This window comes from uncultured Photobacterium sp. (assembly GCF_947502415.1).
Taxonomy (GTDB): Bacteria; Pseudomonadota; Gammaproteobacteria; order Enterobacterales; family Vibrionaceae; genus Photobacterium.
In genome coordinates this window covers 1-13,775 of record NZ_CANMZV010000004.1, presented here as the reverse complement: position 1 = coordinate 13,775, position 13,775 = coordinate 1, and the positions used below count along the sequence as shown (strand labels likewise).

At 41.1% G+C, this 13,775-nt stretch carries 11 protein-coding genes; 8 read left to right on the top strand and 3 right to left on the bottom strand.

Annotation, left to right across the window (positions count from 1 at the left end; translation table 11 throughout):
- Window positions 1–3 precede the first annotated feature (3 nt).
- Window positions 4–1,752 (top strand): type VI secretion system baseplate subunit TssF, encoded by a 1,749-nt coding sequence (gene tssF / locus Q0852_RS05510; RefSeq protein ID WP_299015017.1) that lies wholly within the window; start codon window positions 4–6, stop codon window positions 1,750–1,752.
- Complete coding sequence (tssG, locus tag Q0852_RS05505) at window positions 1,749–2,747, top strand: type VI secretion system baseplate subunit TssG (RefSeq protein ID WP_299015014.1); 999 nt, start codon at window positions 1,749–1,751, stop codon at window positions 2,745–2,747. The genes tssF and tssG overlap by 4 nt, the downstream gene beginning before the upstream one ends.
- A gap of 29 nt (window positions 2,748–2,776) precedes the next feature.
- Here the strand turns inward: tssG and Q0852_RS05500 are convergent, their stop codons facing one another.
- The 3 genes from Q0852_RS05500 to Q0852_RS05490 are packed head-to-tail and all read right to left on the bottom strand — an operon-like array spanning window position 2,777 to window position 7,991.
- Window positions 2,777–3,244 (bottom strand): Lrp/AsnC family transcriptional regulator, encoded by a 468-nt coding sequence (locus tag Q0852_RS05500; protein ID WP_299015011.1) that lies wholly within the window; start codon window positions 3,242–3,244, stop codon window positions 2,777–2,779.
- A 14-nt stretch (window positions 3,245–3,258) separates the two neighbouring features.
- A complete protein-coding gene (gene tssM, locus Q0852_RS05495; RefSeq protein ID WP_299015009.1) occupies window positions 3,259–6,657 on the bottom strand; it encodes a type VI secretion system membrane subunit TssM in 3,399 nt (1,132 codons plus the stop codon).
- 20 nt (window positions 6,658–6,677) lie between these two features.
- The gene (locus tag Q0852_RS05490) at window positions 6,678–7,991 is read right to left on the bottom strand and encodes a type VI secretion system ImpA family N-terminal domain-containing protein (protein WP_299015006.1); all 1,314 of its coding nucleotides are present in this window, start codon (window positions 7,989–7,991) and stop codon (window positions 6,678–6,680) included.
- Between the two features lie 772 nt (window positions 7,992–8,763).
- Between Q0852_RS05490 and Q0852_RS05485 the strand changes: the two genes are divergently transcribed.
- The 6 genes from Q0852_RS05485 to Q0852_RS05460 form a co-directional block, all read left to right on the top strand.
- The gene (locus Q0852_RS05485; RefSeq protein WP_299015003.1) at window positions 8,764–9,366 is read left to right on the top strand and encodes a hypothetical protein; all 603 of its coding nucleotides are present in this window, start codon (window positions 8,764–8,766) and stop codon (window positions 9,364–9,366) included.
- 9 nt (window positions 9,367–9,375) lie between these two features.
- Entirely contained in the window at window positions 9,376–10,827 is a 1,452-nt protein-coding gene (gene tagH / locus Q0852_RS05480; RefSeq protein WP_299015000.1) for a type VI secretion system-associated FHA domain protein TagH, read from the top strand.
- Window positions 10,820–11,320 carry a type VI secretion system lipoprotein TssJ gene (gene tssJ, locus Q0852_RS05475; protein ID WP_299014997.1) on the top strand — a complete coding sequence of 167 codons (501 nt, stop codon included), beginning with the start codon at window positions 10,820–10,822 and terminating at the stop codon, window positions 11,318–11,320. The genes tagH and tssJ overlap by 8 nt, the downstream gene beginning before the upstream one ends.
- A gap of 11 nt (window positions 11,321–11,331) precedes the next feature.
- A complete protein-coding gene (tssK, locus tag Q0852_RS05470) occupies window positions 11,332–12,657 on the top strand; it encodes a type VI secretion system baseplate subunit TssK (protein WP_299014993.1) in 1,326 nt (441 codons plus the stop codon).
- Window positions 12,654–13,445: a type IVB secretion system protein IcmH/DotU gene (gene icmH / locus Q0852_RS05465; protein WP_299014990.1), complete on the top strand. Its 792-nt coding sequence runs from the start codon at window positions 12,654–12,656 to the stop codon at window positions 13,443–13,445. Before tssK ends, icmH begins: the two co-directional genes overlap by 4 nt.
- A 151-nt stretch (window positions 13,446–13,596) precedes the next feature.
- On the top strand, window positions 13,597–13,775 hold a 179-nt coding region (locus Q0852_RS05460), incomplete at its 3' end, for a PAAR-like domain-containing protein (protein WP_299015588.1).

Below are 13,775 nucleotides of genomic sequence, written 5' to 3'. Positions count from 1 at the left end.
TTTGTGAGTAGCAGTAAATACTTTCAGGACGAATTGACCTATCTGCGAGAAGCCGGTAGTGAGTTTGCCAAGTACCATCCCAAACTTACACATTTCCTATCAGAGGGAACATTCGATCCTGATGTTGAGCGTTTGCTTGAAGGTTTTGCGTTTTTAACAGGAAGAGTACGAGAAAAAATCGACGATGAGTTACCTGAGCTTACTCAATCTTTGATGACGCTGCTTTGGCCTCATTATATGCGCTCGGTTCCGTCGATGTGTATTTCTGAGTTAGAGCCGCATTCAGGGAGCGTGACTGAGAAAACAATCGCGGAACGTGGCACAGAGATGGCGAGTGAGCAGGTTGAAGGTACGCAGTGTCTATTTCGTACCTGTTATGATGTGGCTTTGCATCCAATTCGTATTCGTCAAATAGAACAAAGTAATAGCCGAACTAATTCATCTGTGCATGTCACTATTTCAACTGAGCATGGTTTAGAGCTGTCGCGTATTAAACTTGATACGTTGCGCTTTCATATTCATGGTGATTTGTTTATCACGCGGACCTTGTATCTGTGGTTATTTCGTTATCTCGATTATGTCGAGTTAGATGTTGGGGGGGGATATAAGCACAGAATTCCAGCTAAGCAAGTCGTACCTGTTGGTTTTCAAGATGATGAAGCAATTCTTCCATATGGCAAAAGCTCTTTTGCGGGATATCGTCTGCTGCAAGAGTACTTTTCACTACCAGAGAAATTTATGTTCTTTGATGTGAAAGGACTTGAGTGGCTTAAGGGGATACCACAACGTTCGACAGTAAAAATGTCATTTGTTTTTAATCGTGCTCTTCCTGGTGAAGTGGTTCTGAAAGATAAACATTTGCGTTTACATTGCACTCCGGCCGTGAATTTGTTCGCTAAAGATGGGGACCCAATTCGACTTGAACACCGACGTAATGAATACAAAGTGCGTCCTCAGAGCCACAGTCAAGATCATTATGAAGTTTATTCTATTGAAGAGGTCGATAGTTGGAGTAAGCAGGAGCGCAAACGTAAGAAGCTCATCGAATTTGAGTCTTTCGAACATCAGGTTAACCAGCGCGATAAGTGTGATTTTTACAAGACGAAAGTAAGTGAACGCGTGAATGGTCGAGGATTAGAACGTTATATTTCCTTCCATACTCATAATAATGATATCGCAGATCTCGGTACTGAAACTGTATTGATGAAGTTGGTATGTAGTAATGCTGATCTGGCTGAACGTTTGTCTGTTGGTGATATTACGTACCCTACGCACAAATCCCCAACTTATGTGACGTTTACTAATATTACGAAGCCGACTCAATCCGTTAGCCCTCAAGTGAATGGGGAGTTGCAGTGGCAGCTTATCGCAAACATGTCACTAAACTATTTATCTCTCGTAAATATTGACGTATTGAAGGTTTTACTGTCGACTTACGATTTCCATTCCCGTGTAGATAGGCAAGCACATCGCGCATCGCTACAGCGCCTTGATGGTATTAAGGCTTCGGCTATGACACCAATCGATAGAGTGTTTCGGGGGGTTGCCGTACGTGGCACTCAGTTCAGGTTGACGACTAATTCAAGTTTTTTTGTAAATGAAGGTGATATGTATTTAATGGCGAGTGTACTTAATGAGTTCATTCGCTTGTACTCAACCATCAACTCCTTTACTGAACTTGAAGTGTTTGATGAACACACGGGCGAGTGTTATCAATGGTCAAGCTTAATCGGGCAGCAGACAATTCTATGATCAATGAAATTGTTGATAAGCCTCATGAATTCAGCTTTTTTCAAGCGATTTCTCTATTGGAAAAGCATTATCAGGCTCAGCCTGGTTTGGATTATTGTGCTGTAGGAGAAAATAACTATTTTACGCATGAATACATTCAATTTAGTGTGTCGCCTAAGCTTGGTTTTCCCAAAAGTGATGTTGAGTATGTTACTCAGATGGAACGTGATAATTGCACTTATACACACGTTGAAGTTAATTTTTTAGGTTTGCATGGTTCTACTTCACCTTTGCCTTCATCTTATACAGAGAAGTTAGCAGGTCGTGATCCTGATGATAATCCTGTTAAAGATTTTTTTGATTTTTTCCATAATCGCTATATTTCATTACTTTATCGAGTTTGGAAAAAATATCGCTATCATATTCAATATCAAAGTGGTGCTAAGGATCCTTTTTCTGGGCGAATGCTTAACTTGGTCGGATTATCTGGTGAGATTGATGAAAATCAAGCCGCTGAGCTGGATCGCGCTAAGTTGCTTTCGTATGTGAATCAGTTATCTACTCGTACGCGTTCTCCTAAGCTTATTTCAGGTATTGTTGCGCATTATTTTTCTTTGAATGATGTTCGAATTGAAGAGTGGGTGTACCGACGAGTCGAAATAGCTCCGGTTCAGCGAAATCGTCTAAATTATATAAATTGTGTTTTGGGGCATGATTTACATCTCGGCCACAGTATGCCGGATGTAACTGGGAAATTTAACTTATGTATTGATGATATTAATTTTGAAACATACATGGATTTTTTGCCTGGTCGCGAATTGCACCGAACATTGGTTGGGTTGATGAGGTTTATTTTACGTGATCCTATAGCCTGGGATTTAAAGCTTTCAGTTAATACAGAGACTATTCCTGTCAATAGGCTAGGGCAGGGCAGCGGGAATAGCTTGGGACAAACGATGTGGTTAGGAATGCCAACTAATAAAGACAACAGAATTAAAATTATTGGTGGGGCTTAATAGACCGCCCTTTCGGGCGGTTTTCAACGTTAGCGGTTGATAGGTTGGTGTAATACAACTGTCGTGTTCAGAGAGTGGATACCGTTAAATGACTCGATTTCGTTACAAAGGTTATGAATAGATTGAAGATCAGGTGCCTCAATTAATGAGATTATGTCGTAGGTTCCGCCTACGATACTAGTTAAACGTACTTCTGGAAGTTCTTTAAGTGCTTCACTAACCTCATTTTTTTTGCCCCTTTCACAAGAAATAAGCAAATAACTTGCGGCTTTCCTATTTTCATTCTCTACACGGATCTGCGCAGTGTACCCTTTAATCACTCCCGTTTTTTCTAATCGGTTAATACGTTCAGCTACTGCTGTACGTGATAAGCCTACATTGCGTGATAGGTTGGCAATTGTTTCTCGACCGTTAGAAAGAAGATTTGAAAGAATTTTACGATCTAACTTATCCAATCCTTGTAAATTCATATTTGACACTGTGCTGGCCCCTAGCATTGTAATTATTGTGGTTATAGAACGATGTTTTTTGGAAGCGTAAAGTTATACAGCTCTGGTAAAGTAAATGGATTACTTTGAGTTAGTGGTGTAATACGTAGGCTCAATTCACGACCAGAGACTTTAATATCACTTACAAAGCTACCGTTATGAGCATTTGTTAATGTTGAATCTCCGAACAGTCGGTATATCGCCCATTGGCCATTTTTACTTAATACATGCTGTTTTCCTTCATCTGTCACATCTTGAATTGTGATGCTGACATTGAAGTTTCCATTTTGTGGTGGCCACTGCAGATCTTGGATTTTGCTTGGACCGTGGTAGTAGTTGATGCTTTTATCTGCCACTTTCACTGTTGCTCGAATTGCACTTGAATCTAGATCAAGCACTTTGGTGCTGAATGGAATGAAAAAACGGTTTGTACTTTTGTTTATTAAGGTATCTCGGATCACATTGTAGTTTTTCATCTGAACAAGTAACTCAGATGACAGAGGCATGATCTCGCCATCTACACGTTTGGGTGTCCATAAGTTCGTGTCGTAAAACGGAGAGAAATTTTTCTGAATAAACATGTCAAGTACGCCACCAGCAGCAAATAGTAGCTCAAAGTCCTCCAATGAAATTTCTTCAGTTGCAGTAATATTAAATGGATACTTTTCTAGGCCTATTTGTCTGAACTTACTGTATACCTCGCTGTACCATTGAGTTTGGATACCTTTTGATGCTTCCGTGATCATAACTGACCATGCTTGGTTAACGACATCCAATAGCCAGCTGCGAACAGGTTCAGGTGATTTTTGTGCGATTTGTTTTAAGCGAATTAGTGGATCCGCTTCTGAACTGTTCATACGAGAGCGCGTTGCAGCTAATGCTGCCATTTGCGCATTTGGCGAATCAGCAATGTCTTTTATGTATGTACGCACACGGCTTAATGCCGTAATGGTTTCTTCCCAAGGGGTCGGTGTGTTTGGTGTTTCACTTATTTGTAACCGGTTAAGAAGACGGAATGCCTGTTCTACACGTGACATTAGTAAGTAATCTGGTTTTATGGCTTCTTCTGCCAACTCAGCAGTTGTTTCGAGAACTGCTTGTAGCTTGGTTGAATTATTTGCAAGCAGCGCTGCTTTATCTCCTGTTGGTGAGAATTGTGTGTTTGCATAAACCTGCTTCAGCACCGTAGTCATCGGAGAGGAAGGCCCGGAAATCAGATCGATGGCATTTGTTAGATCACCAATGTTATTGTAGCGTTTTACTTTCAGTTCGCTCAGGGCATTACGCCAATAGCTGATGTAATCGTCGGTGTATTTTTTCCGTACTTTATCTTTGAAGACTTCCTGTTCTTCTTTGGTTGGGACAACATGATTAGATAGCCCTAACACCCAGTTATCGGCGATAACATACTCAGACATGAGGTCCACTCGTGGACGATAGAATGTATTAAAACCGGTCGATGTGTAAATTTTATCGATAGTTAGTCGTTCATTATTCAGTTGTTCGTTAAAGATGTTATTGAAGTTAAAACCAACCGCACGTTGAATATCCAGGGTACCTAGATCGATATTACTAGCTTGTTGCAATAATTTAGCATATACCAAATCAACGTTAGATTTAGCTAGTAAGGAGCGACGCGTCGCTCGTACTAAATCCATATTGATGGCAACAGGAGCAAAAGGGGTTCGTAAGTAAGCATCTAAGTATTCCATAGCCTTGTTCACCGTCTCGGGGTGTTTACTTTGTTGGCTAAGAACATTAAAAGTCTGCTTACGTAAGAATCGAATATCCCGTTTACTTGGGTCTTTAAGCATTAAATAGCCTTTGAGCAGTTGTAAGGCTTTAGTTACATCATCTTGGCTTTGAGTAAGCTGAATACGATAGCCTTGTTCAATAACAGGCATTAACTGAGTTGAAATTTCATGAAGTAGTGCTTTGTAGGCAATTTTGGTTGTTGCTTCCAAACGGCTTACTTTCATTGTTACCAGTTCTTCATCAATGGCTTGATTTCCACTCAGCCATGCTTGATAAGCGGGTGATACCGATTTACTTGCATTCGTTAGGTAAGTATCGAAAGAACGCGAACTTTTGGCTTCTTTCGTTCTGTCTTCCACTTCGATTAACTGATTTATAACTCGTAGGTTGCTATCTAATGCTTGGCGCAAAAAATAACCGCCGCCGAAGAGGGTTAATACTGCGAAAGTGATGGCAAATTGGCTGTTACGCTGAATACGACGTAGATACGTTTTGTTTTCACCGGCAAAGTCGGCCTCAGGTAAAATTTGGGAGTCGACTAAGAATCGTGTGAAATATGGTGTTTCACTTAAGTGAGTATGTTCTGATGCAATAATTGGTAGATTGAAATAATTACTGCAACTCTTTGCCAGCAGGTTGTATTTACGACCTCCTTGTAGGCTTGAGCTGAAGAAAATCTCACGAATATCTAAGTGATAGCAGCCTTGATTCATCGCGTTTAGACGTTCAATAACGGTATTGATTTCTTCCTGGCACAATTCAAACTGCTTGGGAAAAGAAAGAATCGCTTGTTTTTCATCAGTATCATTTGAGTGTGACGATGAGTCGAGTGCATTGGCTTCCATCACTTTTACCAAGTTGCGGTAGCTATCACGGTAATATTCAAGCAGTGTACCTTTCGCATCCTTTAGTGGAATTGTGAGGTACTCAACACTTGATTTTAGAGGACTAAACTGTACGTATTCTTTAAATCCTTCAAGCTTGTCGAGCTTCGTTATGATGAGGTAAAGAGGGATTGCAGAAGCGGTTTCCTCACCAATAGATTCAAGGCGCTTTAATAGTGTCGTAAGAGTGTAATCAACTTGCTCGCTTTCATGAACGATTAGGAATTCGAAATCGATGAAAAACATGCAACCTGCTAATGGTTTGCGAGGGCGATTAAGAATGATTTCTTCAAGAAGAGTGTTCCAAAGTATGGCATCGGCACTTGATACTTCCTGGAATGTTAAGCGTTGGTCGGGCTTGATGTAAACGGCAGATTCAGATTCAAACCATTCGAAGAAGTCGTTTTTAACTGTCCGACTTTTATCCATTGGTTTGATGGCGTTAGAGGTTTGTAGGAATTGACTTTTTCCGGCCCCTTTATTACCCAGCAATAGATAGACAGGTTTCTTACCAGCGTTGGCAAGGAGAGGGCGAATGACCATCGCCAAAGCTTCTTCTTCCGTTTCAAGTTGTTGCGCTTTGTAGCTTCGGCGTTTTTTAATCCATAGTGTTACATTAAAGGCAACATATAGGCATACGGTAGCAAAGACTGGACCTAATAGGTACCAGAGATTGGTTTGCGTGAACCAAATATAGTAAGTGGTAAGCAGTGCTGCCAGCGTTATCCCTGCCACTAGAGTTGACAAAAATACAGGGTTTCTAGCCAAATTTTTTTTAAACATAAAGTTATGATTTTGTAATTTTATCTTGTGGTATCTGATTCAGTGTCTATGTCATCTTTTAATAGATTGAGTTTGTGCTGGAATATGTTCAGCAAACGTTGAGATTTAGTTAGTTCATTTTCCGCATTATGATTCTCCGTGTATTCAAGGCGGCCCAGCAATGGAAAAAGGGTGTTGCTGTACTCGTATGCTTTTTGGCTGTCGGCATTTGATGAGTTTTCTTTTACATTCGCAAATACCGTTCTGGCTAGTAAAAATTGGTTATGTAGCTGTTGATACTCTTTCTCTAAGTTTTGTTTTTGTTGTGAGAACGAATTTTGTAATTGGTTTGCTGTTGAAGAGTCTGGGTATAGTGAGTTTACGTTGTTTGTGATCTCTTCCAGCTCATTTACTTGGCTTACCATAATTGGGTTTAAATCCCAGTTTTTAAGCAATATATCTGTACGGGAAATTAACGGCTCTTTTATTGCTTGTTTTGTTTTGTCTGTTTCTTGTGCAACTGTTGTTGTCAGGTGAGCCAGCTGTGCAATCGATGCATTTTGAATGCGCAGAGTGAGTTGTTGTACCTGATGGTCCTGATAGAAAAAATGACTAAGCAGGGCAGCTAAAAATATTCCTGTTATTGTGGCAACAGCTGCGGCTGGGGACCATGTTTTTTTCTCTTGTTCAGTTTGAATGGTTTGATTTAGTTTCGGCGGAGTAATTTCTACATTTATGCCTGCTACAGGCGCCGATGGTGCAACAGCCTTCGTAAGTTCCGGTGCTATTTTTGCTTTTTCACGTTCTGATATTTCATGCTTAACGTCTTCAATCCACATAGAAAAGATACGCCTAAGCGCACCTAATGATGGAGATTTTATATCGTAGTGAAGGCGTAGCTCTTCTTCTATTCGAAGGGTTAAACGGTGGCCAGCTTCTACAAGAGGTAGGTCTTGTTCATGTACAGTGATTCGACGTTGATGACGTTCAGCGTGTTCAACCATCCACTCAATTGCCCCTATACGGGCATTTGCTTTCTTTTGTTCTGGATAAGCGCTATGCCAGTAGATAACACACAGATCGAGTATAGCGTTTAGCCCGTCAACCAGGCCTTTCAATCCGTCATTATGAGTCGCCGCTACTGTGTAATAACATGCACAGCGGAAATCTTTGCTTTCCTGAATTAAAATGTTTTTAGACAGACTCTGCACCTTCTTCCAGGAGACATGGCCTGTAACTTTATTAATATTATTGATTTGGCGTTTGATTTCCACAAAGTCGTCTAAGTCGTTAGGGTTGCTTCCATTTGGTGTTTCATTATTAATGGGGCGTCTGGCGAAATCGGCAAAATACATAGATGTTAATCCCAAAAAAAGCAGCTTTATGTTTTATTTATGTTGTTTTTACAATAAATATAACTTTAACTGTGTTTTGTTTTATAGGTGTGTTATTGCTTATAGATCCAAATTTTTTGTATTTCAAACAGTGTCGATAGCCTCATTCTAATCCATTAAAATTGATTGCACTGACTAGTAAAAATTAGTGTTTCTAGGTGCTTACTCTTGATGTGTTTCGTGTTTAGCAGTTTAAATAATTGTCAGTGTTTTCTATCTTCTTTTGTGAACAACGTTAACTGTGGAAAATAGGAGGTGTCATCTGCCCTTTTTGAAGTTGCGTTATTGTTGTGGTTTTGTTTGTGTTTATGTTTTTTGGTTTGGCCGTTAAAGTTTTTGATTGCTAGAATTTGGTTCAGTGCTAGCCATTTCTAAGCCACTGTATGCATTGCAATGCAAGGTTAGCAAAATAAATATGCTTATTAATAATAATTGTGGGTGCGCGTTGATGAAATGTGATGATGGTCCAATCTTTTATGCGGTCAAAAAATAATAAGTACGGAAAATGCCATTTTTATGGCTTGTTTTTTAATCAGTAGATTTATTAATAGTATGAGTTTTCTGGTGGAGTGTGGGCGGTAATTTACCTAAATTTATAGTTGATATGATGGTTGCGGGGTGCGTTTTATCTTATTTTCAAGCTTGGCTGTGTAGTGTCTTGAAAAAGGCTGTTAGCTTGATATCTTCGCGCGTAAACAAAATAGATTCCATCTTTTCTCTCGAGGGAAATATAATGGCTCAGTCAACCAAATTTGGTCTTATCGCATTGATGTGTTTATTGTCGTCACCAGTATTGGCAAAAGGTGAACGTTATGGTGCTTCTAGTAGTTTGTTGAGCATAGATAGTATCGACTACGAACAAGGTGAAAGCGGGGAAATGAATGCTTCTCGCTATGGCCTATTACACACACGACCAATTGATGAGAATAATAATCGCTGGCGTTGGTGGTTTGGTTTAAATTACCTAGCAGAATCTGTTGATGCGCCTAAAAATGGCCTCTATCAGGAAGTTACAAGTTATGAGTTTCGTGTAGTACCACAATATGCGCTTGCTTCTTGGGGGTGGATTACACCTTACATCGGAGCTGGCTTATCGGGGGCTTATACCCAGTATTCGAACCGCTGGGTGGTTGATAGTGATGGCTATAAATATGGCGAGCAGTTAGAAGATATAGACCAGTTTGAATTAGGTGCTGTAGCGACGATTGGAACTGTTATTAAATTGGGGAGCAATCCAGATGCACACTTACAATTTATCCCTCAACTATCTTATATCCTGCCTGCTATTAATAATGGACTTGGCGGGATAGAGTTATCTCTATCACTTTTATTTTAACGGTGGAATATGAGACTTAACCAACTTGTACTCCATATCTCAAAATGTCCGGAGGAATACACGGGAAGTAAGCATATTGAAATGCCAGAAAGTGGTGGTTCAATAGGCCGAAATCTCGGTTCTTCGGTGCATTTGATCGACCATAATCGATTTATTTCAGGTACTCACTGTTTGATAAGCGTTTATGGCGATACTTACTACCTTAGTGATGTCAGTACTAATGGCACGCTTATAAACGGTAACAAAATTCTAAAAAACCAACCTGTATCATTATACGATGGTGACAGCGTTGTGCTTGGTCGTTATGAAATAACCGTTGTGTTTGAGCAGCTTTCTAGTTCTCTTGATATTGCCGCAGATATAGCTCCAGAGCGAGATACTACAGATCCGCTGATAGGCTTAGGGCATGAAGAAGTAGAAGAGCAGGAATCAGGCCGGATTGAAGACCTCTTTATCGAAACACGAAGTGAAGAAGTAGACAGCCATGACCCTATTGCACATCTCAACTTCACCATGCAGAGAGATGACGACTACCTGATTCAAGACGAGCAACCGAATGAACCTGTTATAGAAGATCCAATAATCCAGCGTCAGATCCCAGATGATAGCCTCAGTGTTCACTCAGAGTTTGATGTTCCAAACCTGATCCCGGAAGACTGGATGAATGCTGATGTTGGGAACTCTGAAACGGAAATTTTAGATTTAACATCCGTCCCGCATCTTGATAAAAAATCTGCACCAATTCAGAAATCAGAACCTATTAATAAAATAGAAGAAACGGTTGTTAAGCCTAGTTACGCGAAACCAAAGGAGAAGCAATCACGTCCTGAGTATTGGGAGGAAGTTACTCAAACATTGCCTTTACAACAGGAGGTACCTGAAGTAAGGCAGGAATCGATTGCGCCGCCAACAATACCAGAGAGTCAACCAAGTTATCATGAGTCATCGTCACTTGCGGCATTTTGCCGGGGGCTGGGCATTAGTGATTCAGAACTTGTTTCTGGGGATGAAATGTTTTTCCAGCAAATGGGGGCTTGTTTGCGATTATGCATTGATAAGTTGCAAAAAGAACTCCGTGAAGTCGAAGATTTGAAACAAGTCGGTGATCGAGAAGTGTTGGCAACTGACCTGGCAGAATTAATGTTGACACTGAACCAGCAACAATTGCTTTCTCCAAATGAATTGATCGAGCAGATGTTGGATGAACTGGACGAACATCGTGTGAATTATAACCAGGCACTAAATGATGCACTTCACACGTCACTGAATGCTGGTAATCCGCTGAGTTTTGCCAAGCAGTTAGCTTCGGAGTCTCTATTTGTCACCAAAGGCAGGCTTTGGAATGCATACAGTCAGTTTTATCGCGATCATCACAAAGAGCTTGTTGATGTATCTGGTGCAACGATGCAGCGAAAAATCAAAGAGCAGTACAATAAAAACCTGAAGGTGAAACATGCGTAGTTTAGTGATAGTAATCCTGTTATCTCTGCTTTCTGGTTGTGCAATGTGGGAACAATTTAAGGAATCATCAGGAATTACACCAGAAACGGCGTCAATCGAGTTGCTAATTGAAGCTTCCGACGTACTCAATGTGCGCGAAGGAGGTCAATCGTCACCGGTAATTCTTCGTATCCATGAATTAAGCTCGCCAGTGTTATTTAGAAGCCTTGATTTTTTTGCACTCTTTGAGAACGACAAGGCTTCACTCGGCGACGAATATATTAAGCGATACGAGTACCAGCCTCAGCCTGGCAATCGAATTCATGAAACATTAACGTTAGACCCTGCTACGCGAGCGCTTGGTTTTTCAGTTGCGTTTCGAAATATTAACGGCTCCTCTTGGCGTAAAGTCGAAATCATCGAAGAGAAGAGTGAGTACTTCTTAAAGCTGAAACTCGAAGACAGTGAGCTTACAACAGACAATACTCGTGGTATCGAGCAGACGTATTTTTAAGGAATTCAGGTATGTCATTATATAACCCAGTGGTTTGGCAAGATGGAATGTTCATGAAACCGCAGCATTTCCAGCAGCTTGATCGTTCACAAGGTAAATTTAGCGGCATGTTGAATGCCTATTGTTCCCCGCTGCATTGGGGAATAAAGCATATTGAAATTAACTCGGAGCTACTGGCGCTCGGTAAGATTGGTATTACACGCGCTGAAGGAGTTCTGCAAGATCGGACTCCTTTTGATTTACCTTTACAAGCCGATTTACCAGAGGTAAAAGACGTTGACCCGTCAATTGCAGATAGAGTGGTATATCTTTGCTGTCCGTTACCTTCAGAGCGTTTTGAATTATTCGGGACAGAAAAAGATGATGCCCGTTACTCAATACACACTCAGGAAGCAGTGGATTCGTGCTACGACAGCGAAGACATGGCAAGTATTCATGTAGGTAAGCTTAATTTCTGTTTAATGTATGATCATGAAGATAAGAGTGCGTACACATCGATTCCAATTCTAAAAATTTCCGAGGTTAAACCAGACGGAAGTATCGTTTTAGATGAAAGTTATATCCCAACCTGTATTGATATTCAGGCGTCGACGGTGCTTAAGAAGTTTACTACCGAGTTTGCCTCTATGTTGCGTCACAGGGCGGAAACCATCGTACAGCGATTAGGTGTTGTGGATCAGCAAGGTGTATCGACTGTATCCGACTTTATGTTGCTGCAAGCGCTAAACCGTTATGAACCGCTTTTTTGGCATTTTTCAAATGTAGAAGGTGTACACCCAGAAGCGCTGTATCGGGTTTTGCTACAAGCAGAAGGTGACTTGTCGACGCTTTGCTCAACAACTCGCCGGCCTCAGGAATTTATCAAGTATAACCATGGTGACTTGACTAGTTGTTTATCACGCACGCTCGAAAGTGTGAAGATGACGCTAAGCGTTATGTCGGAGCAGCGCGCAATTCCATTAACGCTGAAAGAGCAAAACTACGGTATTCGTATTGCGGCTATTCCGGACAGAAGTATTGTTGAATCGACAACCTTTATCTTAGCGGTGAAAGCTGATGTGACACTAGATATTCTTCATACTCAGTTTGTGAGCCAAACTAAGATTGGTTCTATCGACAACATTCGCGAGTTGATTAACCTTCAGCTTCCGGGCATTAGTATTAAACCTATGCCTGTTGTACCGCGCGCACTTCCTTATCATGCCGGTTACACCTATTTTGAACTGGATAAGAGTAGCGAAGAGTGGGCAGCATTGAATCATTCCGCAGCTATTGCAGTACATGTGGCCGGCGACTTCGCTAATCTATCACTGCAGTTGTGGGCGGTTAGGCTATGAGTTATGTCGATGATGATATAACGGTCGTACTCTTTCAACCGGATCCGGGCAAGCCTATGGAGGTGATGCCGGCTCCTGACTTATCTCGCAATATTGCAGTCAGTGAACTGAATATTACCAATATAGGGGTTAACCCTTTGGTGGATCAGTTTTCTTGGTTGATTGCGAGTTTGTCATGTATGTCATCGATTCCTTGGCTTGATGATCCGATGCCATTTCGTGAGCAGGTAGCGCGTGAGATCCGCAAGGGTGAACGTAAATTAAATGAAATGGAAGTAGATCGAGCCTCTATTCTCGTTATTCGCTATTGCCTGTGTGCCGCTATGGATGAAGCAGTATGCCGACAAGAGTGGGGCGCTAACAGCTATTGGAGCCAAAATAGCTTGTTGTCGGAGTTTCACAATGAGACTTCAGGTGGTGACAAGTTTTTTGTCATTTTAGACAGGTTAAAAGCGGATCCACGAAAATACCGCCATGTAATTGAATTTATATACTTGCTACTCCAGCTTGGATTTAAGGGTAAATATGGACGTGAAGAACGAGGGAATGAGCGATTAGCAGAAATTGGTAATACTGTTTATCGATTGATCCGTGATGAGCGCTTAGCCGAACAAGAGAAAGTAACTCTTGTTAACTTAAAAGCAAAATACCTTAAGAAACCGCTGAAAAGAGTTATCCCTCCAAAATTGATACTGGGCGTGAGTGCGGCAATATTTGCCGTCATGTACTTTGCTACTTATGTTCTGATAGATCTGAAATATCAACAGTTACTCTCTGTCTATCAGTAAGTTCTTTGGGTGGTATTTGAGAGATGCTACCCAAAATTAATCTGTTGGTGAACTTGACCACCTGAACTGTCGTTTTCACTAGCTATTTAGAGAGATCGCCATAGGTGGTTTCTCTTATTATTTCATATATGTTTTTCTAGATGGCTTGGTTATGGGTGTAACAGTTTGTGCGGATGGACTTAGCGTAGTTCACAAAGGTTCTGGCGGCGAAGCAAACGCAACGTTGCCCGATGTTTGCCTGACGACAGTGGGCAAGTCAGTGGTTCCGATTCCTTACGGTAATAATGCTAAGTCGGCTGACTTGGCTGATGGTAGCACCACCGTATCAAT